This is a genomic window from Pseudomonas sp. A (assembly GCF_056270345.1).
In genome coordinates, this window is record NZ_CM149873.1 from 2519771 (window position 1) to 2542259 (window position 22489).

The following is a 22489-nucleotide window of genomic DNA, read 5'->3' on the forward strand; positions in this document are numbered from 1 at the left end:
CCATGCGATCCATCCGTCTACCTATTGCCCTGTTGACATTAGGCCTGCTCGCCCCGTTGTCACCTACCTGGGCCCACGGCGAGAAGCCCGACCAGGTCAAGATTCTCCAGGAACAACTCCCCACCAACGCCCCCGGCAAGAAAGCCGTGATGCTCACGGTCAGCTATGGCCCCGGCCAGGCATCGCCCGCCCATCAGCATCCGGGAGCGGTCATGGCCTATGTGCTGGAAGGGGCGGTGACCTCCAAGCTCAACGACGAACCGGAGAAAACCTACAAGGCCGGCGAGTTCTGGTACGAGGCGCCGGGCACCGTGCACAGCGTGTCGCGCAATGCCAGCAAGACCCAGTCGGCCAAACTGCTGGTCTGGAGCCTGGTGGACGAGGGGCGGCCAGTGACCGAACCCCTGTCCCAATGATTAACCGAGGGGGTTACAGCGCGCCCTTCGCAGCTTGGATCAGGGCGTCGTCCAGCACCTGGCTGGGGGCGACCTGAACGCTCTGGGTGTAGAAGGGCGGCAGCTTCTGCGCCAGCTGCGCCACGGCCTGCGGCGTCACACCTGGGTGCAGCAGCACATATTGCAGGTTGGACGGGAACGACTGCGGCACAGGCCCCTCCATGGTCGAGCCATACGCACCGAAGGTCATCACTGCTTCACTGGTGCGCGGATCAGGGATGTACAGGAAGACGAACGTGCCGTACTTGGGATGGGTGAGGTACTGCTGCGCCTCAGCGCGGACCTGCGGGTCGTTGCTGTTCATCAACTGCCAGCGCATCAGGGCATAGCGGCGTGTGGTTTCCATGAACGCCGTGCGGATGGGCGACTGTTTTTCCTGGCCGCCAAGGCAGGCCAGCAGGTTGCCGAACGGATCCAGCAAGGCCACGGCATTCATCGTGTCGGCATGGCGAGCGGTTTCCGTCAATGGCTTGGCCAAGGCCGCGCCCGGCATGCGCGGGTCGTCGAACTTGACCGTCAATGCCCATGGGCTGAGTTCGGTCAATGCCTTGCGCACCGCGCTGTTGGCCGGCAGCGATGCCGGGTTCTTCAGTTTGTCAGGCGCCAGGCCACTATTGTTGCTCGCATCGCGTACCGTGTTGACGCTGGCGTCGAAGATCGAGCCGGTCAGGCTGAATACTCGCGAGTCGATGGTTTCCTTCGCGAAGACGGGGCCTGTCGAGCCTTGGTACTGCCGATCGATAGGCTTGTCTACCGCGTAGTAGCCCCAGGTTTGCTGGGCTTTCTGGCGCACTTCCGGCGGCAGGGTCGGGAAGTCGAACTGACTGTTGTAGTTGACCCCGGCATAGGTGTCGATGGCGCTGACCGCCACATTGAAACCGGCGGTCAGCAGCGAGCCTGCGCACATCGCGCAGGGGTCCAGGGTAGTGGCCACGGTGAGCGCGCCGGGCGGCGGCAGGTTCAGGGCCTGGCGATTGTCGTAGTACCACTGCACCAGCTGGCGTTCGCCGTGGGCTGTCGGGTCATGAGGCAGGAACGGGGGTTGCGCGGTGCTGTCGGGGTAGGGCATCAGCACATTGTTGTGCATGGCCTTCAACACCTTGCCGGTGGCATTTTCGATGATGCAGCCGCCTACCGCGAACGTCTTCTGCAGTGCGGCGAGGATGGATTGATCGGCGACCACTTCCACGGCTTGCTGGGCATTGCGAACGGTGTCCATGTTGACTCCCTGTCGTTGCTGCGCGAGGTGCGCAGGCAGACGATAGTCCAGGGCAGTCGGAAAACAAGCAGCGGATCCTGAAAAGAAAAAACCTCCAGTGCTTGCGCATCTGGAGGTTTTCAGTGTTTGGCTCCGCGACCTGGACTCGAACCAGGGACCCAATGATTAACAGTCATTTGCTCTACCGACTGAGCTATCGCGGAATCTGCGCGTATCTTACTGACTGCTTGGGGGAAGTCAAGCTTCCCCCAAGACAATCAAGCAGTTACAGCACTTCGACGATGGCCTTGGTGACCACGTGAATGTTGCTCTGGTTCAGTGCGGCGACTGCGATGCGGCCGGTGTCCAGGGCGTAGATGCCGAACTCGTTCTTCAGGCGCGCCACTTGCTCAACGGTCAGGCCCGAGTAGGAGAACATGCCGCACTGGCGACCGACGAAGCTGAAGTCGCGCTTGGCGCCGTATTCGGCCAGCAGCTCGACCATCTGCTTGCGCATGCCGTGGATGCGCTCGCGCATCTCGGCCAGCTCGGTTTCCCACATCTGGCGCAGCTCGGGGCTGTTGAGCACGGCGGCGACGATGCTGGCACCGTGGGTCGGCGGGTTGGAGTAGGTGGTACGGATTACCCGCTTGACCTGCGACAGCACGCGGGTGCTCTCGTCCTTCGAGGCGGTGACGATCGACAGCGCGCCGACGCGCTCGCCGTACAGCGAGAACGACTTGGAGAACGAGCTGGAAACGAAGAACTCAAGGCCCGATTCGGCGAACAGGCGCACGGCGAAGGCGTCTTCGTCGATGCCGGCACCGAAGCCCTGGTAGGCCATGTCGAGGAACGGGATGTGGCCCTTGGCCTTGACCACTTCCAGGACGTTTTTCCAGTCGTCCAGCGACAGGTCGACGCCGGTCGGGTTGTGGCAGCAGGCGTGCAGGACGATGACCGAGCCGGCCGGCAGCTTGTTCAGGTCTTCGAGCATGCCGGCGCGGTTGACGTCTTGGCTGGCGGCGTCGTAGTAACGGTAGGTCTGTACCGGGAAACCGGCGCTCTCGAACAGGGCACGGTGGTTTTCCCAGCTCGGGTCGCTGATGGCCACCACGGCGCCCGGCTGCAGGCGCTTGAGGAAGTCGGCGCCGATCTTCAGCGCGCCGGTGCCGCCCACGGCCTGCACGGTGACCACGCGGCCGGCGGCCAGCAGTGGCGACTCGGCGCCGAAGATCAGCTTCTGCACGGCCTGGTCGTACTGGGCGATGCCGTCGATCGGCAGGTAGCCGCGCGAAGCGTGCTGGGCGGCACGGGCGGTCTCGGCTTCGATTACCGCGCGCAGCAGCGGGATGCGGCCTTCCTCATTGCAGTAGACGCCCACGCCCAGGTTCACCTTGTCGGTGCGTGGGTCGGCGTTGAATGCTTCGTTGAGGCCCAGGATAGGGTCGCGGGGTGCCAGCTCGACAGCGGAAAACAGGCTCATTGTTACCTTGGCTCTGATAGGAGAGTGATAGGGGGCGCCACGCTCCAGCCGAAGGCACTGAAGCGGTGCACAAACGGGGAGTCAGTATAGTGATACCGACCGGTCACTGCGACAGTCTGGCGCAGCTTTTCCGGCTGTTTGCGCAAATATTTTTCGACCATTGGTCGAATTGCCCGGTCCATAGACATGAACGTTCACAGGTCGGGCTTGAATCCCGCGCCCGGGGCGCGCATTTGGGTATAGACTACTGGCTAAATTTACAGTTGCCGCGACATCCACGAGGTCCGTCATGTCCGAGTTCCAGCTCGTCACCCGATTCCAGCCGGCCGGCGACCAGCCCGAGGCCATCCGCCAGATGGTCGAGGGCATCGACGCGGGCCTGTCGCACCAGACCCTGCTCGGGGTGACCGGCTCGGGCAAGACCTTCAGCATCGCCAACGTCATCCAGCAGGTGCAGCGCCCGACCATGGTGCTGGCGCCGAACAAGACCCTGGCAGCGCAGTTGTACGGCGAGTTCAAGGCGTTCTTCCCGAACAACGCGGTGGAGTACTTCGTCTCCTACTACGACTACTACCAGCCCGAGGCCTACGTACCGTCGTCGGACACCTTCATCGAGAAGGACGCGTCGATCAACGATCACATCGAGCAGATGCGCCTGTCGGCGACCAAGGCGCTGCTGGAGCGGCGCGACGCGATCATCGTCACCACCGTGTCGTGCATCTACGGCCTGGGCAGCCCCGAGACGTACCTGAAGATGGTCCTGCACGTCGACCGCGGCGACAAGCTCGACCAGCGCGCCCTGCTGCGGCGCCTGGCCGACCTGCAGTACACCCGCAACGAGATGGACTTCGCCCGCGCCACCTTCCGCGTGCGCGGCGACGTGATCGATATCTTCCCGGCCGAATCGGACCTCGAGGCCATTCGTATCGAGCTGTTCGACGACGAGGTGGAGAACATCGCTGCCTTCGATCCGCTGACCGGCGAGGTGATTCGCAAGTTGCCGCGTTTCACTTTCTACCCCAAGAGCCACTACGTGACCCCGCGGGAGACCCTGCTCGACGCGGTGGAGGGCATCAAGGACGAGCTCAAGGATCGACTGGAGTACCTGAACACACACAACAAGCTGGTCGAGGCCCAGCGCCTGGAGCAACGCACCCGGTTCGACCTGGAGATGATCCTCGAGCTGGGCTACTGCAACGGCATCGAGAACTACTCGCGCTACCTTTCCGGGCGCCCGGCCGGTGCGCCGCCGCCCACGCTCTACGACTACCTGCCGGATGACGCGCTGCTGGTGATCGACGAGTCCCACGTCAGCGTTCCGCAGGTCGGTGCGATGTACAAGGGTGACCGTTCGCGCAAGGAGACCCTGGTGGAGTACGGCTTCCGCCTGCCGTCGGCACTGGATAACCGGCCGATGCGCTTCGACGAATGGGAGGCGGTCAGCCCACAGACCATCTTCGTCTCCGCCACCCCCGGTACCTACGAGGCCGAGCACGCCGGGCGGGTGGTGGAGCAGGTGGTGCGGCCGACCGGCCTGGTCGATCCGCAGGTCGAGGTGCGCCCGGCGCTGACCCAGGTGGACGACCTGCTGTCGGAGATCGGCAAGCGCGTGGCCATGGGCGAGCGGGTACTGGCTACCACGCTGACCAAGCGCATGGCCGAGGACCTCACCGACTACCTGGCTGACCACGATGTGCGGGTGCGCTACCTGCACTCGGACATCGACACCGTCGAGCGGGTCGAGATCATCCGCGACCTGCGGCTGGGCACCTTTGATGTACTGGTGGGGATCAACTTGCTGCGTGAGGGCCTGGACATGCCCGAGGTGTCGCTGGTGGCGATCCTCGATGCTGACAAGGAAGGCTTCCTGCGCTCCGAGCGCTCGCTGATCCAGACCATTGGTCGCGCCGCGCGCAACCTCAACGGCAAGGCGATTCTCTACGCCGACAACATCACCGGCTCCATGCAGCGGGCCATCGACGAGACCGAGCGGCGCCGGGCCAAGCAGGTGGCGTTCAACGAAGCCAATGGCATCGTGCCCAAGGGTGTGGTCAAGGACATCACCGACATCATGGAAGGCGCCACAGTGCCGGGCGCACGGAGCAAGAAGCGCAAGGGCATGGCCAAGGCGGCGGAGGAGGCCGAGCGCTACGAGGCCGAGCTGCAGACCCCGGCGCAGATCACCAAGCGCATCAAGCAGTTGGAAGAAAAGATGTTCCAGTTCGCCCGCGACCTGGAGTTCGAGGCCGCCGCGCAGTTGCGCGACGAGATCGGCAAGCTGCGCGAGCGGCTGATCGCCAGTTGAGCGGCGTCTATCAGTGCCGGCCCCTTCGCGGGTAAACCCGCTCCCACAGGATTCGCGTAGACGCTGAACCTGTGGGAGCGGGTTTACCCGCGAAGAGGCCGGCAGCCGCACGACAGATTTTGCTTGTGGGCTGTGTCAGTGAGCCTCACCCGCCTTCAACCCCTGCGGCAACGTGCGCGTCAGCAACACCGCCAGCATGCTCACCGCCAGCCCGATCCCGACAAAATGGAAGGCATCGTTGTAGGCCATGATCAAGGCCTGCTGGTGGGTAATCTCGGACAGCTTGCCCAGCGCCGCGCTATCGCTGCCTAGCCGCTCGGCTAGCTGCGCCAGGCGCTCCGCCACCTGTGGGTTGCTCGGCACCACCGCCTCGCGCAGGTAGTCGAAGTATTCCTTGGTCCGCGCATCCAGCAGCGTCGCCAGCAAGGCAATGCCGATGGCGCCGCCCAGGTTGCGCAGGATGTTGAACAGGCTCGACGCCGAGCCCGCGTCCTGGGGCTGGATATAGGCCGTGGCGATCAGCGAGACGGTCACCATGATCATCGGCTGGCCAAGGGCGCGGATCACCTGGATCTGGTTGAACTGCGGGCCGGCGAAGTCCGGATTGAGCACTCCGGAGCCGAAGCTGGCCGCGCCGAACAGGCAAAAGCCCAGGGCGCACAGCACCTTGGGCGGGATCACCTTCATCAACTGCGGCACCAGCGGGATCAGGAACAGCTGCGGCACGCCCATCCACATGATCACCTCGCCGATCTGCAGGGCGTTGTAGCCCTGGATCTGCGCCAGGTACAGCGGCAGCAGGTAGATCGACCCGTACAGGCCGACGCCCATGCCCAGGCTGGCAATGCTCGACAAACCGAAGTTGCGGTTGCCGAGGATGCGCAGGTTGATCAGCGGGTTCGGGCGGGAGAACTGCAGGATCACGAACAGGATCAGGCTGAGCAGGGCGACGCTGCCCAGGCTGACGATCAGGCTCGACTCCAGCCAGTCCTTGCGATGCCCCTCCTCGAGAAACACCTGCAGGCAGCCCAGGCCCAGGCCGAGGGTGACGATGCCGGCGTAGTCGGTGCTCTTGAGCAGTTCCCAGTGCGCTTCCTTCTTCTCCAGCCCGTAGAGCAGGCCGGCGATCATCACCAGCCCCGGCGGGATGTTGATGTAGAAGATGTATTCCCAGCCCCAGTTCTCGGTGAGCCAGCCGCCCAGGGTCGGGCCGATGGAAGGGGCGAAGGTGGCGGTCATGGCGAACATGGCCATGCCTTTGGCGCGGTGGTGTTCGGGCAGCTTGATCAACGTCAGGGTGAACGCCAGCGGGATCAGCGCGCCGCCGGTGAAGCCCTGCAGGGCGCGGAACACGATCATGCTCTCGAGGTTCCAGGCCATCGAGCACAGCAGCGACGAGACCAGGAAACCCAGCGACACCCACACCGCCAGGCGCCGGGCCGAGAGCAGCTGCACCAGCCAGGCGGTCAGCGGGATCATGATGATCTCGGCCACCAGGTAGGAGGTGGAGATCCACGAGCCTTCCTCGAGGGTCGCCGACAGCGCGCCCTGGATGTCCTTGAGCGAAGAGTTGGTGATCTGGATGTCCAGCACCGCCATGAAGGCGCCGAGCATCACGCTCATCACCGCGATCCAGTCGCGCCGGGTCGGCTCCGCGGTGGGGCGCAGCAGCGCGTCACCGGCCATCCGCATCCCCATCGCGCAGGTCGACCGTGGCTGTGACCGACATGCCCGGGCGGATGCGCCCATGCAGCGGGTTGTCGGCGGCGAAGGTCAGCTTGACCGGAATGCGCTGCACCACCTTGGTGAAGTTGCCGGTGGCGTTGTCCGGCGGCAACAGGCTGAACTGCGCGCCGGAAGCGGCGAACAGGCTGTTCACGCGGCCCTCGATCGGGGTGTCGGGGTAGCTGTCGAACAGCAGTTCGGCACGCTGGCCGGGGTGCATGCGGCCGATCTGGGTCTCCTTGAAGTTGGCCTGCACCCAGATGTCCTCGTCGGGGACGATCGACAGCAGGTAGGCGCCGGCCTGCACCACCTGGCCGTTGCGGGCGTTGCGCTGGCCAATGGTGCCGCTGATCGGCGCGTGGATCGCGCAGCGGGTCAGGTTCAGCTCGGCCTGGGCCAGGTCGGCGCGGGCGTTGGCGATCTGCGCGTCGAGGCGCTTGAGTTCGGCGTTCAGGGCGTCGACCTGCTGGCGCTGGCCCTTGAGGTCGGCCTGGGCCTTGTCCACCTGGGAGCGGGCGACATGGCTTTCCGCCGACAGGGTGGTGACCCGCTCTTCGGAGACGAAGCCGGGCTTGCGCAGGGCCTGGGCGCGGTTGAGGTCCAGCTGCGAGCGGTCGAGGGTGGCCTGGCTGGCGGCGACCTGGGCCTGGCCGGCCGCGATCAGGCTGCCTTGCTGGGTCAGGCGGCTGCGCGCCTGGGCCAGTTCCGCCTCGCGGGTGGCCAGGGCCGCGCGGGCGCGCTCGACGGCCAGCTCGAAGTCGGCGGCTTCCAGGCGCACCAGCAGGTCGCCCTTGCTCACATGCTGGTTGTCCTCGACCCGCACCTCGTCGATGCGCGCGCCCAGTTGGCTGGAGATGCGGGTGATCTCGCCTTGCACATAGGCGTTGTCGGTGCTCTCGTAGAAGCGCCCCTTGAAGTACCAGTGGGCCAGGAAGGCAAGGCCGACCAGCAGTACCAAGGTGATGAAGACCAGCAGGCGACGTTTGAGTGGAGTGGGCATGGGAGGCTGTCATTGCGAAAATGTAAGCAAATTTAACAGCGCCCGGCAGGGCGCTCACAAGTGGCGATCGCGCCATTGCTGGAGCCCGGTGCCCGCTCCCTGCTAACATTCCGCCTTTGTTTCTCTTTGTCCGAGACTCTCCATGACCACCGTTCGCACGCGCATCGCGCCATCGCCCACCGGCGACCCCCATGTCGGCACCGCCTACATCGCCCTGTTCAACTACTGCTTCGCCAAGCAGCATGGCGGTGAGTTCATCCTGCGGATCGAAGACACCGACCAGTTGCGCTCCACCCGCGAGTCCGAGCAGCAGATCTTCGACGCCCTGCGCTGGCTCGGCATCGAATGGAACGAAGGCCCGGACGTCGGCGGCCCGCACGGCCCGTACCGGCAGAGCGAGCGTGGCGAGATCTATGCCAAATACGCCAAGCAGCTGGTCGATGCCGGCCACGCCTTCTACTGCTTCTGCACCGCCGAAGAGCTGGAGCAGATGCGTGCCGAGCAGATGGCCCGCGGCGAAACCCCGCGCTACGACGGCCGCGCCCTGCTGCTGAGCGACGAGGAAGTGCAGCGCCGCCTGGCCGCTGGCGAGCCGCACGTGATCCGCATGAAGGTGCCGAGCGAAGGCGTCTGCGTGGTGCCGGACATGCTCCGTGGCGACGTCGAGATCCCGTGGGACCGCATGGACATGCAGGTGCTGATGAAGAACGACGGCCTGCCGACGTACTTCCTGGCCAACGTGGTCGACGACCACCTGATGGGCATCACCCACGTGCTGCGCGGCGAAGAGTGGCTGCCGTCGGCGCCCAAGCTGATCAAGCTGTACGAGTACTTCGGCTGGGAACAGCCCAAGCTGTGCTACATGCCGCTTTTGCGCAACCCCGACAAGAGCAAGCTGTCCAAGCGCAAGAACCCGACCTCGGTGACCTTCTACGAGCGCATGGGCTTCATGCCCGAAGCCATGCTCAACTACCTGGGCCGCATGGGCTGGTCGATGCCGGACGAGCGCGAGAAGTTCTCGCTGGACGAGATGGTCGAGCACTTCGACCTGTCGCGCATCTCCCTGGGCGGTCCGATCTTCGACATCGAGAAGCTGTCGTGGCTGAACGGCCAGTGGCTGCGTGAGCTGCCGGTGGAAGAGTTCGCCGCGCGCGTGCAGAAGTGGGCGTTCAACAGCGACTACATGATGAAGATCGCCCCGCACGTGCAGGGCCGGGTCGAGACCTTCAGCCAGGTCGCCCCGCTGGGTGGCTTCTTCTTCGAAGGCGCGCTCAAGCTTGACGCCAAGCTGTTCGAGAGCAAGAAGCTGTCGGCCGACCAGGTGCGCCAGGTGATGCAGCTGATCCTGTGGAAGCTGGAAAGCCTGCGTCAGTGGGAAAAGGACCGCATCACCGGCTGCATCCAGGCCGTGGTCGAGTCGCTGGAGTTCAAACTGCGCGATGCCATGCCACTGATGTTCGCCGCCATCACCGGCCAGGCCAGCTCGGTGTCGGTGCTCGACGCCATGGAAATCCTCGGCCCCGACCTGACCCGCTACCGCCTGCGCCAGGCCATCGACCTGCTCGGTGGCGTGTCGAAGAAGGAAAACAAGGAGTGGGAGAAGCTGCTGGCGAATATCGCCTGACAGCGGCTATCGTGCCCCCTGTAGGAGCGGCCTTGTGCCGCGAAAGGGCCGCAAAGCGGCCCCGGCGATTCTGCGTCAATGCACAGATTGTGGGACCGCGTTGCGGTCCTTTCGCGGCACAAGGCCGCTCCTACAAGGGAGCGGCGCTCTGATTCAGCAGGGCAGGGCGGTAAGTGATTGTTATCTGTGAAAAAAATTTTGAATATTTTCAAAAATTCGTTTGACAGCCCTGCAATCCGATCTTAATATGCGCCCCGTCCACAGCGATGAACGAAAACGAAACGCCAGGCACCCAGCCAGCGGTTCGGTTCAAAGCGACATTGTGGGGCTATAGCTCAGCTGGGAGAGCGCCTGCATGGCATGCAGGAGGTCAGCGGTTCGATCCCGCTTAGCTCCACCAAATTCCGCTTGATGGCCAAGGCAGTCAGGCAAGACCGGTTCCAGTAAACGGGTCTTGAAGGTAAGAAGGTTCGTCCCCTTCGTCTAGTGGCCTAGGACACCGCCCTTTCACGGCGGTAACAGGGGTTCGAGTCCCCTAGGGGACGCCAGTTTCACACAAGCGATGTTTCACGATGTCGCTGGGCCGCGAGGCTAGAAATCCGGGGCTATAGCTCAGCTGGGAGAGCGCCTGCATGGCATGCAGGAGGTCAGCGGTTCGATCCCGCTTAGCTCCACCAATTTTGCCGCGATTCGCGAAAGCGGGTCGGCACGAAGGTTACGTCCCCTTCGTCTAGTGGCCTAGGACACCGCCCTTTCACGGCGGTAACAGGGGTTCGAGTCCCCTAGGGGACGCCACTTTTACCCGCGTTTGCGGGAGTTGAATGACTCATCATCCAGATCGGTGAGTCATTTGTTTTACTCGGGGCTATAGCTCAGCTGGGAGAGCGCCTGCATGGCATGCAGGAGGTCAGCGGTTCGATCCCGCTTAGCTCCACCAATTCGCCACGATTCGCAGCAGCGAGTCGGCACGAAGGTTTAAGTCCCCTTCGTCTAGTGGCCTAGGACACCGCCCTTTCACGGCGGTAACAGGGGTTCGAGTCCCCTAGGGGACGCCAATTTTTTACCTGCGTTTTGCAGGACTTATAAGGCTCATTCGATTATTGAATGGGCCTTTTGTTTTTTCTGCCTCCCGAAAAGTGTCGCTGCGCCGATCAATGGCCGCAGATTCCGCTTGCCAGAAAATATTATGAGCATAATATGATGGTCATAATGTTTTGAGGTGAGCCATGAGCGACAAGAAGAGCAAGACCCGCGAACGCATCCTCGATGCCGCCCGTAGCGCGTTGGTGCAGCAGGGGCCGGCCGAGCCGAGCGTCAGCCAGGTCATGGGCGCCGCGGGGCTGACAGTCGGCGGCTTCTATGCCCACTTCGACAGCAAGGACGAGCTCATGCTCGAGGCGTTCAGCCAGTTGCTCGGCGAGCGCCGGGCCTTGCTCGCTCAGGTCGATCCCGCCCTTGACGGCGCCGGGCGTCGGGCCCTGGTCGCCGCCTTCTACCTGTCGCGCAAGCACCGTGATTCCGAGGTGCAGGCGTGCCCGATTCCCAATGCGCTGAGCGAGATGCAACGCCTGCCGGAGGCGTTTCGCAACGTGCTGGCCGAACACATCGAGCTGATGACCGCACAGATGGTCGATCGCCCCGAAGACATCGACAAGGCGCTCGCCGATTTCGCCCTGATGGTGGGTGGCCTGGCCGTGGCCCGTGCCCTGGGCGATGGCGAGCTGTCCGACCGTATCCTGCGCGCCGCCAAGTCGGCGGTGATCTGAGCAACCTGACCCTGGAGCAAGGCGATGACTACCCTGAGCTGGATTCGTGGCGTCAATGGCACCCTCGGCCACCTGGTCCCCGAACATGTCGCCGGCAAGATGCGTCGTGCCTTCATGACGCCGCGCACCTTGCCACCCAAAGCCTGGGAACTGCCGCTGCTGGCCCGCGCCGAGCGCATTACCCTGCGCTTCGGGCTGTCGGCGCTGCGCTGGGGGCAGGGGCCGACGGTGTTGCTGATGCATGGCTGGGAAGGGCGCCCGACTCAGTTCGCGGCGTTGATCGAGCGGCTGGTCGACAGCGGCCATACCGTGGTTTCGCTGGAAGGGCCGGCCCATGGGCGCTCGCCCGGCGAGCAGGCGCATGTGGTGGCGTTCGCCCGCGCCTTGCTGGAGGCCGCCGCCGAGCTGCCGCCGCTGCGGGCGGTGATTGGCCACTCCATGGGCGGCGCCAGCCTGTTGCTGGCCCTGCAATGGGGGCTGCGCACCGATGCGGCGGTCAGCATCGCCGCGCCGGCCCGCCTGCTTGGCGTGCTGCGCGGTTTTGCCCGGCGCTTGGGTCTGCCGGCCCGGGCTCGGGCCGCGTTCATCCGTCAGGTGGAGCGGGATGTCGGCGTCCAGGTGGCGCGCCTGGATGTCAGTGGCTATCAGCTGGATGTGCCGGGCCTGGTGGTGCACGCCGAGGACGATCCGGTGGTGCCGGCCGGCGAGGCGCCGGTGATTCACCAGGCCTGGTTCGACAGCCGCCTGCTGCTGCTGGAAGAGGGTGGTCATCAGCGGGTGCTGGCCGACCCGCGCCTGGGCGAGGCGGTGATGGAGCTGCTGGCGCGTTCTACCCAGCACGCGCGGCAAAGCGCCTGAGCATCCGTTACACTGTGCCCGTTTGATCGGTGTGCAAAACGCTACGGGAGCAGGCATTGCGTTGCCTGGCACCAGCTTCGCTGGTGTTCGCGGGTAAACCCGCTCCCACAGGGTTGGGCATTTCAATGGGCAGTTTCCCAATGGAGCGGGCATGAGCTGGGATCTGGCAGCACCATTCATCATCGACCTACGCGTCGGCAGCGAGGACATCGACGGCCTCGGCCACGCCAACAACGCCGTCTATGTCACCTGGCTGGAGCGCTGCGCCTGGCGCCATTCCCAGCGCCTGGGGCTGGACCTGGCCGAGTATCGCCGGCTGGACCGGGCGATGGCCGTGGTCCGCCATGAAATCGACTACCTCGCCGCCGCCTATGAGGACGACGAGCTGCAGTTGGGCACCTGGATCGTCGACTGGGACCAGCGCCTGCGCATGACCCGACGCTTCCAGCTCAAGCGCCCGAGTGACGGCGTGACCCTGCTGCGGGCACAGACCACCTTCGCCTGCATCGAGCTGTCCAGCGGCAAGCCAAAGCGCATGCCGGCGGAATTCCTCGACGGCTACGGTCCGGCGCTGACCGGCCGCTGAAACGGGGCGGTTTTTTGCTAGACTGCCGCCTTTTGCGTGGCGAGACCCTGAAATGCAAATTGCCCTGGCCCCGATGGAGGGGCTGGTCGACAACATCCTGCGCGACGTCCTGACCCGGGTGGGCGGTATCGATTGGTGCGTCACCGAGTTCATCCGCGTCTGCGACCGTCTGCTGCCGGCGTCGTCGTTCGACAAGCTGGCGCCGGAGCTGCGCCAGGGCGCGCGCACCGCCGCCGGCGTGCCGATGCGCGTGCAACTGCTCGGCTCGGATCCGGTGTGCCTGGCTGAAAACGCGGCCCTGGCCTGCGAGCTGGGCGCGCCGGTCATCGACCTGAACTTCGGCTGCCCGGCCAAGACCGTCAACAAGTCCCGGGGCGGGGCGGTGCTGCTCAAGGAGCCCGAGCTGCTGCATGCCATCGTCCGCGAGGTACGTCGCGCGGTGCCGGCGCATATCCCGGTGACCTCGAAGATGCGCCTGGGCTACGACAGCCCCGACGGCGCGCTGGACTGCGCCAGGGCGCTCGCCGAAGGCGGCTCGGCGCACCTGGTGGTGCATGCGCGGACCAAGGTCGAGGGCTACAAGCCTCCGGCCCATTGGGAGTGGGTGGCACGGGTGCAGGATGTGGTCGCGGTGCCGGTGTTCGCCAATGGCGAGATCTGGACGGTCGACGACTGGCGGCGTTGCCGCGAGGTCAGTGGCGCCAGGGACATCATGCTGGGCCGTGGGCTGGTGTCGCGTCCGGACCTGGCCTTGCAGATCGCCGCGGCCCGCGATGGCGTCGAATACCAGCCGATGAGCTGGGACGAGTTGCTGCCGCTGCTGCGCGAGTTCTGGCGCCAGGCCCAGGACAAGCTGTCGCCGCGCTACGCGCCGGGGCGGATGAAGCAGTGGCTGGCGATGCTGACCCGTGGCTATCCCGAGGCGGTGGCGTTGTTCGCCGAGTTGCGTCGGGAGGATGACTGCCAGCGGATCAGTGGGTTGCTGGGGGTGGAGCTGCAGGCCGTCGAGGTTTGTGTCGCCTGAGCTGGCGCTATCGCGGGGCAAGCCCGCTCCCACGAAGCCATGCCCAGTCGTAAAATTTTTTAGGCCAGCCCTTGAAAGGCGTTTGCCCGGACATATCTCTTGAGTACGCGATGCCGAAGTCGGGTCGCGTAGTGACTTTACTTGCTGAATCTCAGGAGTTCATGACCATGACTACCGCTTTCTCTCTCGCACCGCTTTTTCGCAACTCCGTCGGTTTCGACCGTTTCAACGACCTGTTCGAAGCCGCCGCCCGTAACGAGGCCGGTAGCAGCTACCCGCCCTACAACGTGGAAAAGCATGGCGATGACCACTATCGCATCGTGGTTGCCGCAGCCGGCTTCCAGGAGCAGGACCTCGACCTGCAGGTCGAAAAAGGTGTCCTGACTGTGACCGGCGGCAAGCGCGACAACGCCAGCGAAGGTGTCACCTTCCTGCACCAGGGCATTGCCCAGCGCGCTTTCAAGCTGTCGTTCCGCCTGGCCGACCATATCGAGGTCAAGGGCGCGGGCCTGGCCAACGGCCTGCTCAGCATCGAACTGCTGCGCATCGTGCCGGAAGAAGCCAAGGCCAAGCGCATCCCGATCAACGGCGAAAAGCCGGTGCTGAACTGAGTTCGGCGGGATAAAAAAAAGGGCACCTTCGGGTGCCCTTTCTGCTTTATGCGGACCCTGTAGGAGCGGCCTTGTGCCGCGAAAGGGGCGCGTAGCGGCCCCAGGGTTTCAGCGTTAAAGCAGTAATCGCCGGGGCTGCTGAGCAGCCCTTTCGCGGCACAAGGCCGCTCCTACAGGGGATCGCGTAAGCTCCTAACTTAATCAGTAATCCGCCGGCGCCTCCAGCAGCATCTGGCGGAACTCCGGCAACGGCAGCGGCCGGCTGTGCAGGTAGCCCTGGTACAGGTGGCAACCCAGCCGCTCGAGGAACTCCAGCTGCTCGCTCAGCTCCACCCCCTCGGCAATCACCGCCAGTTCCAGGCTGCGGGCCATGGCGACGATGGCGCGGACGATCTCGGCGTCGTTGGGATCGACCGGCGCGTCGCGCACGAAGGTCTGGTCGATCTTCAGCGCATCCACCGGCAGGCGCTTGAGGTAGGTGAGCGAGGAATACCCGGTGCCGAAGTCGTCCATGGCGAAGCTCACGCCATAGCCCTTGAGTTCGCGCATCTTGCTGATGGTGTCCTCCAGGTTCTGGATGACGATGCCTTCGGTGATCTCCAGCGTCAGCATGCGTCGCGGCAGGCGGTAGTCGTCGAGGCTGCGCAGCACCCGCTCGACGAAGTCGTTCTGGCGGAATTGCCGCGGGCTGATGTTGACGCACAGGCTGAAGTCGTCGGCGTCGATCAGGCCGTCCGCGAGCATGCGCGCGCAGGCATCGCAGGCTTCGTCGAGGATCCAGCTGCCGACTTCGAGGATCAGGCCGCTTTCCTCCAGCACCTGGATGAACTGCGCCGGCGGTTGCTGGCCCAGTTGCGGATGGTGCCAGCGCAGCAGCACCTCGGCGCCGACAATGCGGTTGTCGCGGGCATCGACCTGGGGCTGGAAGTGCAGGGCCAGTTCGCCCCGGGCCAGGGCCAGGCGCAGGTCGCTCTCCATGCGCAGGCGCTCGCTGGCGGCCTTCTGCATGGTGGTGTGGAACAGCTGGGTGGTGTTGCGGCCGGAGTCCTTGGCCCGGTACAGGGCGATGTCGGCGCGCTTGAGCAGGTCGGCGGGGGTGGCACCATGGTCGGGGATCAGCGCCACGCCGATGCTCGGCGTCACCTGCAGGCGCTGGCCGTCCAGCGACATCGGCTCGGCCAGCAGCTCGCGCAGGGTGTCGGCCAGCTCGCGGACCCGGGTCTCGACCACCTCGCGGCTGCCCTCCAGGCCGCTGAGCAGCACCACGAACTCGTCGCCGCCCAGGCGCGCCACGGTGTCCTCCAGGCGCACGCTGGCCTCGAGGCGCGCGGTGATGATCTTCAGCACCGTGTCGCCCACCGGATGGCCGAGTGAGTCGTTGATGTGCTTGAAGTGGTCGAGGTCGAGGAACAGCAGCGCACCGCGCAGGTTATGGCGCTTGAGCAGGGCGATCTGCTGGCTCAGGCGGTCCATCAGCAGGGCGCGGTTGGGCAGGTTGGTCAGCGGGTCGTGGTAGGCCAGGTGGCGGATCTGCGCCTGGGCGTTCTTCAGCAGGCTGACGTCGCGGGCATTGATCAGCAGGCAGTCTGTCTCGTTGAGGCTGATCGGCTCGACCGAGACTTCCACGGTGAGGATGTCGCCGCGCTTGTTGCGCCCAAGCATCTCGCGGTGATGCACCCGGCCGCGCTCGCGCAGCTCGTTGAGCAGGGCGGCGCGCTGCTTTTCATCGGCCCAGATGCCGATCTCGTAGACCGTGCGCCCCACCACTTCCTCGGGGCTGTAGCCGGTCAGCCGGCTGAAACCGTCGTTGACCTCCACGTAGCGCCCGCTCTGGCGCTCGGTGATGGTGATGGCGTCGGGGCTGGAGTGGAAGGCCTTGGCGAATTTCTCTTCGCTGGCCTTGAGCGCCGCCTCGGCGCGTTGCTGCTGGGTGATGTCGCGCAGGGTGGTGACGCTGCAGGGCTGGCTGTCGACGCTGATCAGGCGGCTGGAGATCACGCAGGTCAGCGGCGTGCCGTTGCGGTGGTTGACCACCACCGCCACGTTGCTCAGGGCCTGGTCGCGGATCACCCGCTCGATGCGCTGGGCGCGTTCGGCGGATTCGGCCCACAGGCCGATCTCCTCGGCGGTCTGGCCGAGGATCTGCTCCGGGTTCCAGCCGAAGGTCTGGCTGAAGGCCGGGTTGATCTCGATGAACTGGCCGGTGTCCTGGCGGGTCACGCAGATCGGGTCGGGGCTGACCTGGAACAGGCTGGCGAATTTTTCTTCCGAGGCGGTCAGGCGTTGTTCGCGCTCGACCTGGTCGGTGATGTCGAGCAGGGTGCCGGCCATGCGCAGCGGGTTGCCCTGGTCGTCGCGGTACAGCCGGGCGCGGCTTTCGATATAGCGCGAGGCGCCGTTGTCCAGCTGCACGCGGTAGGTGATCTGGTAGTTGCCCGCCGGCCCCTCGCGCAGGCTGCGGTAGGCCTGGCGCATGACGCTGCGCTCGTGCTCGGGCACGCCTTCGAAGAACGCCTCGAATGACTCGTGGAACGGCACCGGGTCCAGCCCGTGTAGCTGGGCGGCGCGGGCCGAGCCGTAGAGCATGCCGCTGGGAATATGCCAGTCCCAGGTGCCGAGCTGGGCCGAGTCCAGGGCCAGGTCGAGGCGCTCCTGGCTGTCCTTTAGCGCCTGTTCGGCACGTTTGCGCTCGGTGGTGTCGACGAAGGTGCTGATCAGGTAGGTGACGCCTTCGAGTTCGATGCCCTGGGTGCAGAGGATGCCGTCGTGGATCTTGCCGCTGGTGGCGCGGAACTGCACCTCCAGGGTGAACGGCCCGCTGCCGGCGCGGGTGGCGTCCATCACCAGGTGGCGCTGCTCGGGATTGACCCACAGGCCCAGCTCCAGGCTGGTCTTGCCGACCACCTGGGCGCCCGGCCAGCCGAACATGTGCTCGAAATGCTGGTTGACCTCGATGATCAGGCCGTCGTGGCGGCGGGTCAGGAGGATGGCGTTGGGGCTGAGGTGGAACAGGGTGGCGAAGCGCTTTTCCGAGTTGATCAGCGCGGTTTCCCGCTCGCGCTGGCGGGTGATCTCGCGAATGACCCCGATCATCTGTGGCCGGCCATGGGGATCGTGGGTCAGGCTGCCGTTGATCTCCAGCCAGTGCACGCTGCCATCGGGCCAGCGGATGCGGTGGCGCATGGCCTGTTCCACCGGCTCGCCGTTGACCACGGCCTGGAACGCCTGGCGGGTGCGGGCGCGGTCTTCCTCGGGCAGCAGGTCCAGGTAGTCGACGTCGTTGGGTAGCGGGCGCTGCGGATCGAAGCCGAACAGTGCCTGGGTGCCCCGTGACCAGCTCACCCGGCCACTCTCGATGTCCCACAGCCAGGCGCCCAGGCGCGCGCCGTTGAGCGCGGCCAGCAGCTGGGGAGCGTTCTGCCAGGCCAGCTCCGACTCCTGGGGATCAGCCGCAGGGATGCGTGGCAGGCGCGGAAAGCGGTTTGCTGATTTGGGCATCGGTACCAGACCTTTGGCGGAAAACGCGTCCTTGTGGATGTCATGCCGTGCTGACGAGCGGTCAGGCGGACCCTGCATGGCTGTCGAGCAGGGCCATGAAAGCCCTGGCCGCGTTCGACAGCGTGCGTTCGGTATGCAGTATGTAGCCTAGCTGGCGTGACAGCTGTATGCCGGGCAGGGCGATGGGCGCCACTTGTTCATCGAGCATAGTACGTGGCAGCACACTCCACGCCAGGCCGATCGACACCATCATCTTGATGGTTTCCAGGTAGTTGGTGCTCATGGCGATGTTCGGCACCAGGCCCTGGCTTTCGAACAGGCGCTGGACGATATGGTGGGTGAAGGTGTTGCCGCCGGGGAACACCGCCGGATGGCGCGCCACGTCGGCCAGGCTGACCGCGCCGTTGCTGGCCAGCGGGTGCTCGGGCGAGGCGACGAAGTCCAGGGCGTCGTCCCATACCGGCACGGCCCGCACCAAATGGTGCGGCTCGGGCGCCAGGGTGATCACGGCAATTTCGGCGCGGCCGTGCAGCACCTCGTCGTAGGCCGCCTCCGAGTCGAGGAACTGGATATCCAGGGCCACCGCCGGGTACTGGCGGGTAAAGGCACGCAGCAGCGGCGGCAGGCGGTGCAGGCCGATGTGATGGCTTGTAGCCAGGGTCAGGCGACCGCTCACCGCCCCGGTGAGGTTGGTCAGGGCGCGGCGGGTATCATCGAGTACGTTGAGGATCTGATAAGCGCGGGGCAGCAGGGCGCGGCCGGCCTCGGTGAGGGTGACCTCGCGGCCCAGGCGGTCGAACAGGCGCACGTCCAGCTGCTGCTCGAGGCCGGCGATGCGCTTGCTGATGGCCGGCTGGGTCAGGTGCAGGCGTTCGCCCGCCCCGGAAAAACTGCCGGTTTCGGCGATGGCGATGAAGGCGCTGAGGTTGGCCAGGTCCATCTATTTGAATTCCTGATGGTTATGCAAAGCATGAAAATTATGAATTTGAGTTATTCAATCTATCGCCATAGCATCGTCCGTACAAGCCAAGGGGTCTTTGGCATAGAAAGACGCTGATGAGGAACAGTCTGATGGCTGGCAAAACGCTCTACGACAAACTCTGGGAAGCTCATGAGGTCAAGCGCCGCGATGACGGCTCGTCCTTGATCTACATCGACCGCCACATCATCCACGAAGTGACTTCGCCCCAGGCTTTCGAAGGCCTGCGCCTGGCCAGCCGCAAACCGTGGCGCATCGACGCCAACATCGCCACCCCCGACCACAACGTACCGACCACGCCGGAGCGCAAGGGCGGCATCGAGGCCATCGTCGACCAGGTGTCGCGCCTTCAGGTGCAGACCCTCGATGAGAACTGTGACGAATATGGCATCGTCGAATTCAAGATGAATGACGAGCGTCAGGGTATCGTCCATGTCATCAGCCCGGAGCAGGGCGCGACCTTGCCGGGCATGACCGTGGTCTGCGGCGACTCGCACACCTCCACCCACGGCGCGTTCGGCGCCCTGGCCCATGGCATCGGCACCTCCGAGGTCGAGCACGTGCTCGCCACCCAGTGCCTGGTGGCCAAGAAAATGAAGAACATGCTGGTGCGCGTCGAGGGTCAATTGCCCGCTGGCGTCACCGCCAAGGACATCGTCCTCGCCGTGATCGGCAAGATCGGCACCGCTGGCGGCAACGGCCATGCCATGGAGTTCGCCGGCAGCGCCATCCGCGAGCTGTCGATGGAAGGCCGCATGACCATCTGCAACATGTCCATCGAAGCCGGTGCCCGGGTAGGCCTGGTGGCTGTCGACGGCACCACCGTCGCCTATGTCGAAGGCCGTCCGTACGCGCCGAAGGGCGAGCAGTGGACGCAGGCCGTCGAGGCCTGGAAAGGCCTGGTGTCCGACGCCGATGCCGTGTTCGACACGGTGGTCGAGCTCGACGCCGCGCAGATCAAGCCGCAGGTCAGCTGGGGCACCTCGCCGGAGATGGTCCTGGCCGTCGACCAGCGCGTGCCGGACCCGGCCGCCGAGCCCGACCTGATCAAGCGCGGCTCGATCGAGCGCGCCCTCAAGTACATGGGCCTGGCCGCCAACCAGGCGATCACCGAGATCAAGCTCGACCGCGTGTTCATCGGTTCGTGCACCAACTCGCGCATCGAAGACCTGCGCGCCGCCGCCGAAATCGCCAAGGGCCGCAAGGTCGCCGCCAACGTCAAGCAGGCGCTGGTGGTGCCGGGCTCGGGCCTGGTCAAGGCCCAGGCCGAGCGCGAAGGGCTGGACAAGATCTTCCTCGAAGCCGGCTTCGAATGGCGTGAACCAGGCTGCTCGATGTGCCTGGCGATGAACCCGGACCGCCTGGAGAGCGGCGAGCACTGCGCGTCCACCTCCAACCGCAACTTCGAAGGCCGTCAGGGCGCCGGTGGTCGTACCCACCTGGTCAGCCCGGCCATGGCCGCCGCCGCCGCGGTGACCGGCCACTTCATCGATGTCCGCGAGTTGATCCAAGGGAGCGCAGCATGAAAGCCTTTACCCAGCACACCGGTCTTGTCGCGCCATTGGATCGTGCCAACGTCGACACCGACCAGATCATTCCCAAGCAGTTCCTCAAGTCGATCAAGCGCACCGGCTTCGGCCCCAACCTGTTCGACGAGTGGCGTTACCTGGACGTCGGCCAGCCTTACCAGGACAACAGCAAGCGCCCGTTGAACCAGGATTTCGTGCTCAACCATGCGCGTTACCAGGGTGCCAGCGTGTTGCTGGCGCGGGAGAACTTCGGTTGCGGCTCGAGCCGCGAGCATGCCCCATGGGCGCTCGACGAGTATGGTTTTCGCAGCGTGATCGCGCCGAGTTTCGCCGACATCTTCTTCAACAACAGCTTCAAGAACGGCCTGTTGCCGATCATTCTTGACGCTGCCGAAGTCGACGAGCTGTTCAAGCAGGTCGAGGCCAACCCGGGTTACCAGCTGACCATCGATCTCGAGGCCCAGGCGGTGACTCGTCCGGACGGCAAGGTGCTGAAGTTCGAGATCGACGCGTTCCGCAAGCACTGCCTGCTCAACGGCCTGGACGATATCGGCCTGACCCTGCAGGACAGCGACGCGATCAAGGCGTTCGAGGGCAAGCACCGCGCCAGCCAGCCCTGGTTGTTCCGCGACGCGTGATTGACTGCTTGCCCCGCGCAGAGGGGCATTGGACACTGAAGTACTTCGGCGCGCCTGCGAGGCGCGCCGCTTGATTGGATAGAGGAACGCATGAGCAAGCAGATTCTGATTCTCCCAGGTGACGGCATTGGCCCGGAAATCATGGCCGAGGCGGTCAAGGTGCTGGAACTGGCCAACGACAAGTTCCAGCTCGGCTTCAGCCTCACCCACGACGTGATCGGCGGCGCCGCCATCGACAAGCACGGCGTGCCCCTGGCCGACGAGACCCTGGCGCGCGCGCGCCAGGCCGACGCCGTGCTGCTGGGCGCCGTGGGCGGCCCGAAGTGGGACAAGATCGAGCGTGACATCCGTCCGGAGCGCGGCCTGCTGAAGATCCGTTCGCAACTGGGCCTGTTCGCCAACCTGCGCCCGGCCATCCTCTACCCGCAACTGGCCGATGCCTCGTCGCTCAAGCCCGAGATCGTTTCCGGCCTGGATATCCTCATCGTCCGCGAGCTGACCGGCGGCATCTACTTCGGCGCGCCACGCGGCCAGCGCGAGCTCGAAGGCGGCGAGCGCCAGGCCTATGACACCCTGCCGTACAGCGAGAGCGAAGTGCGCCGCATCGCCCGTGTCGGCTTCGACATGGCCCGCGTGCGCGGCAAGAAGCTGTGCTCGGTGGACAAGGCCAACGTCCTGGCCTCCAGCCAGCTGTGGCGCGAAGTGGTCGAAGAGGTGGCCAAGGACTACCCGGACGTCGAGCTGAGCCACATGTACGTGGACAACGCCGCCATGCAACTGGTGCGCGCGCCCAAGCAGTTCGACGTGGTGGTGACCGACAACATGTTCGGCGACATCCTGTCGGATGAGGCTTCCATGCTCACCGGTTCCATCGGCATGCTGCCGTCGGCGTCGCTGGATGCCGACAACAAGGGCATGTACGAGCCGTGCCACGGTTCGGCGCCGGACATCGCCGGGCAGGGCATCGCCAACCCGCTGGCGACCATTCTCTCGGTGTCGATGATGCTGCGCTACAGCTTCAACCAGACGGCCGCCGCCGAGGCGATCGAGCAGGCGGTGAGCCGGGTGCTGGACCAGGGCCTGCGCACCGGCGATATCTTCTCCGAGGGCTGTAGCAAGGTGGGTACGCAGGAAATGGGCGACGCAGTAGTCGCAGCGCTGCGGAATCTGTAATCTCTCTGGCCCGCCACCAAAAACTCCCGGTGGCGGC

Annotated in this window: 17 protein-coding genes and 7 tRNA genes; 17 read left to right on the forward strand and 7 right to left on the reverse strand. The window is 65.1% G+C overall.

Going from position 1 to position 22489, the window contains the following annotated elements; genetic code table 11:
* Positions 1–2 precede the first annotated feature (2 nt).
* Positions 3–416: a cupin domain-containing protein gene (locus AC0MAZ_RS11490; RefSeq protein WP_232857731.1), complete on the forward strand. Its 414-nt coding sequence runs from the start codon at positions 3–5 to the stop codon at positions 414–416.
* Between the two features lie 13 nt (positions 417–429).
* Here AC0MAZ_RS11490 and AC0MAZ_RS11495 read toward each other — a convergent pair whose 3' ends face one another.
* The 3 genes from AC0MAZ_RS11495 to AC0MAZ_RS11505 form a co-directional block, all read right to left on the reverse strand.
* Positions 430–1674, reverse strand: a complete 1245-nt coding sequence (locus AC0MAZ_RS11495) for a cytidine/deoxycytidylate deaminase family protein (protein ID WP_475861161.1) — start codon at positions 1672–1674, stop codon at positions 430–432.
* A gap of 127 nt (positions 1675–1801) precedes the next feature.
* Positions 1802–1877: transfer RNA gene (locus AC0MAZ_RS11500), tRNA-Asn, on the reverse strand.
* A gap of 62 nt (positions 1878–1939) precedes the next feature.
* Positions 1940–3136 (reverse strand): amino acid aminotransferase, encoded by a 1197-nt coding sequence (locus tag AC0MAZ_RS11505; protein ID WP_186716432.1) that lies wholly within the window; start codon positions 3134–3136, stop codon positions 1940–1942.
* Positions 3137–3425: 289 nt separating this feature from the next.
* Between AC0MAZ_RS11505 and uvrB the strand changes: the two genes are divergently transcribed.
* The gene (gene uvrB / locus AC0MAZ_RS11510) at positions 3426–5441 is read left to right on the forward strand and encodes an excinuclease ABC subunit UvrB (RefSeq protein ID WP_232857729.1); all 2016 of its coding nucleotides are present in this window, start codon (positions 3426–3428) and stop codon (positions 5439–5441) included.
* Positions 5442–5576: 135 nt separating this feature from the next.
* Here uvrB and AC0MAZ_RS11515 read toward each other — a convergent pair whose 3' ends face one another.
* Both AC0MAZ_RS11515 and AC0MAZ_RS11520 read right to left on the reverse strand, forming a co-directional pair.
* A complete protein-coding gene (locus tag AC0MAZ_RS11515; RefSeq protein ID WP_475861163.1) occupies positions 5577–7127 on the reverse strand; it encodes an MDR family MFS transporter in 1551 nt (516 codons plus the stop codon).
* Positions 7117–8166 (reverse strand): HlyD family secretion protein, encoded by a 1050-nt coding sequence (locus AC0MAZ_RS11520; RefSeq protein WP_232857728.1) that lies wholly within the window; start codon positions 8164–8166, stop codon positions 7117–7119. Before AC0MAZ_RS11520 ends, AC0MAZ_RS11515 begins: the two co-directional genes overlap by 11 nt.
* A gap of 142 nt (positions 8167–8308) precedes the next feature.
* On the opposite strand from AC0MAZ_RS11520, the gene gltX reads away from it, so the two are divergent.
* From gltX to AC0MAZ_RS11580, 12 genes are all read left to right on the forward strand, one after another.
* Positions 8309–9790 carry a glutamate--tRNA ligase gene (gene gltX, locus AC0MAZ_RS11525; RefSeq protein ID WP_203647535.1) on the forward strand — a complete coding sequence of 494 codons (1482 nt, stop codon included), beginning with the start codon at positions 8309–8311 and terminating at the stop codon, positions 9788–9790.
* A gap of 324 nt (positions 9791–10114) precedes the next feature.
* Positions 10115–10190: transfer RNA gene (locus AC0MAZ_RS11530), tRNA-Ala, on the forward strand.
* A gap of 72 nt (positions 10191–10262) precedes the next feature.
* Positions 10263–10338 (forward strand) — tRNA-Glu (locus tag AC0MAZ_RS11535).
* A gap of 53 nt (positions 10339–10391) precedes the next feature.
* Positions 10392–10467: transfer RNA gene (locus AC0MAZ_RS11540), tRNA-Ala, on the forward strand.
* Between the two features lie 42 nt (positions 10468–10509).
* Positions 10510–10585, forward strand: a tRNA-Glu gene (locus AC0MAZ_RS11545).
* 66 nt (positions 10586–10651) lie between these two features.
* Positions 10652–10727, forward strand: a tRNA-Ala gene (locus tag AC0MAZ_RS11550).
* A gap of 42 nt (positions 10728–10769) precedes the next feature.
* Positions 10770–10845: transfer RNA gene (locus AC0MAZ_RS11555), tRNA-Glu, on the forward strand.
* Between the two features lie 171 nt (positions 10846–11016).
* Positions 11017–11556, forward strand: coding sequence for a TetR/AcrR family transcriptional regulator (locus AC0MAZ_RS11560; RefSeq protein WP_050704722.1), 540 nt, complete (start codon positions 11017–11019; stop codon positions 11554–11556).
* Positions 11557–11580: 24 nt separating this feature from the next.
* A complete protein-coding gene (locus tag AC0MAZ_RS11565; RefSeq protein ID WP_203647534.1) occupies positions 11581–12414 on the forward strand; it encodes an alpha/beta fold hydrolase in 834 nt (277 codons plus the stop codon).
* Between the two features lie 151 nt (positions 12415–12565).
* Positions 12566–13000: an acyl-CoA thioesterase gene (locus AC0MAZ_RS11570; RefSeq protein WP_050704724.1), complete on the forward strand. Its 435-nt coding sequence runs from the start codon at positions 12566–12568 to the stop codon at positions 12998–13000.
* A gap of 52 nt (positions 13001–13052) precedes the next feature.
* A complete protein-coding gene (locus AC0MAZ_RS11575) occupies positions 13053–14024 on the forward strand; it encodes a tRNA dihydrouridine synthase (protein ID WP_203647533.1) in 972 nt (323 codons plus the stop codon).
* Between the two features lie 167 nt (positions 14025–14191).
* Positions 14192–14635, forward strand: coding sequence for an Hsp20 family protein (locus AC0MAZ_RS11580; RefSeq protein WP_198743665.1), 444 nt, complete (start codon positions 14192–14194; stop codon positions 14633–14635).
* A gap of 201 nt (positions 14636–14836) precedes the next feature.
* Here the strand turns inward: AC0MAZ_RS11580 and AC0MAZ_RS11585 are convergent, their stop codons facing one another.
* Positions 14837–18133 carry a PAS domain S-box protein gene (locus AC0MAZ_RS11585; RefSeq protein WP_203647532.1) on the reverse strand — a complete coding sequence of 1099 codons (3297 nt, stop codon included), beginning with the start codon at positions 18131–18133 and terminating at the stop codon, positions 14837–14839.
* Between the two features lie 61 nt (positions 18134–18194).
* The gene (locus tag AC0MAZ_RS11590; protein ID WP_028690430.1) at positions 18195–19073 is read right to left on the reverse strand and encodes a LysR family transcriptional regulator; all 879 of its coding nucleotides are present in this window, start codon (positions 19071–19073) and stop codon (positions 18195–18197) included.
* A 131-nt stretch (positions 19074–19204) separates the two neighbouring features.
* Here AC0MAZ_RS11590 and leuC point away from each other — a divergent pair, with 131 nt between their 5' ends.
* The 3 genes from leuC to leuB all read left to right on the forward strand — a co-directional run bounded on the left by leuC (position 19205) and on the right by leuB (position 22452).
* Positions 19205–20638: a 3-isopropylmalate dehydratase large subunit gene (gene leuC, locus AC0MAZ_RS11595; RefSeq protein ID WP_203647531.1), complete on the forward strand. Its 1434-nt coding sequence runs from the start codon at positions 19205–19207 to the stop codon at positions 20636–20638.
* On the forward strand, positions 20635–21279 hold the full coding sequence (leuD, locus tag AC0MAZ_RS11600; RefSeq protein WP_110739341.1) for a 3-isopropylmalate dehydratase small subunit: 645 nt from the start codon (positions 20635–20637) through the stop codon (positions 21277–21279). The genes leuC and leuD overlap by 4 nt, the downstream gene beginning before the upstream one ends.
* 90 nt (positions 21280–21369) lie before the next feature.
* The gene (leuB, locus tag AC0MAZ_RS11605) at positions 21370–22452 is read left to right on the forward strand and encodes a 3-isopropylmalate dehydrogenase (RefSeq protein ID WP_203647530.1); all 1083 of its coding nucleotides are present in this window, start codon (positions 21370–21372) and stop codon (positions 22450–22452) included.
* Positions 22453–22489: the final 37 nt, after the last annotated feature.

Coding starts and splice junctions, on each gene's coding strand:
- AC0MAZ_RS11585 (WP_203647532.1), bottom strand. CDS start 18,133: ATGCCCAAATCAGCAAACCGCTTTCCGCGCCTGCCACGCATCCCTGCG.
- uvrB (WP_232857729.1), top strand. CDS start 3,426: ATGTCCGAGTTCCAGCTCGTCACCCGATTCCAGCCGGCCGGCGACCAG.
- AC0MAZ_RS11580 (WP_198743665.1), top strand. CDS start 14,192: ATGACTACCGCTTTCTCTCTCGCACCGCTTTTTCGCAACTCCGTCGGT.
- AC0MAZ_RS11515 (WP_475861163.1), bottom strand. CDS start 7,127: ATGGCCGGTGACGCGCTGCTGCGCCCCACCGCGGAGCCGACCCGGCGC.
- leuB (WP_203647530.1), top strand. CDS start 21,370: ATGAGCAAGCAGATTCTGATTCTCCCAGGTGACGGCATTGGCCCGGAA.
- AC0MAZ_RS11560 (WP_050704722.1), top strand. CDS start 11,017: ATGAGCGACAAGAAGAGCAAGACCCGCGAACGCATCCTCGATGCCGCC.
- AC0MAZ_RS11495 (WP_475861161.1), bottom strand. CDS start 1,674: ATGGACACCGTTCGCAATGCCCAGCAAGCCGTGGAAGTGGTCGCCGAT.
- AC0MAZ_RS11490 (WP_232857731.1), top strand. CDS start 3: ATGCGATCCATCCGTCTACCTATTGCCCTGTTGACATTAGGCCTGCTC.
- AC0MAZ_RS11575 (WP_203647533.1), top strand. CDS start 13,053: ATGCAAATTGCCCTGGCCCCGATGGAGGGGCTGGTCGACAACATCCTG.
- AC0MAZ_RS11505 (WP_186716432.1), bottom strand. CDS start 3,136: ATGAGCCTGTTTTCCGCTGTCGAGCTGGCACCCCGCGACCCTATCCTG.
- AC0MAZ_RS11565 (WP_203647534.1), top strand. CDS start 11,581: ATGACTACCCTGAGCTGGATTCGTGGCGTCAATGGCACCCTCGGCCAC.
- AC0MAZ_RS11590 (WP_028690430.1), bottom strand. CDS start 19,073: ATGGACCTGGCCAACCTCAGCGCCTTCATCGCCATCGCCGAAACCGGC.
- AC0MAZ_RS11520 (WP_232857728.1), bottom strand. CDS start 8,166: ATGCCCACTCCACTCAAACGTCGCCTGCTGGTCTTCATCACCTTGGTA.
- AC0MAZ_RS11570 (WP_050704724.1), top strand. CDS start 12,566: ATGAGCTGGGATCTGGCAGCACCATTCATCATCGACCTACGCGTCGGC.
- leuD (WP_110739341.1), top strand. CDS start 20,635: ATGAAAGCCTTTACCCAGCACACCGGTCTTGTCGCGCCATTGGATCGT.
- leuC (WP_203647531.1), top strand. CDS start 19,205: ATGGCTGGCAAAACGCTCTACGACAAACTCTGGGAAGCTCATGAGGTC.
- gltX (WP_203647535.1), top strand. CDS start 8,309: ATGACCACCGTTCGCACGCGCATCGCGCCATCGCCCACCGGCGACCCC.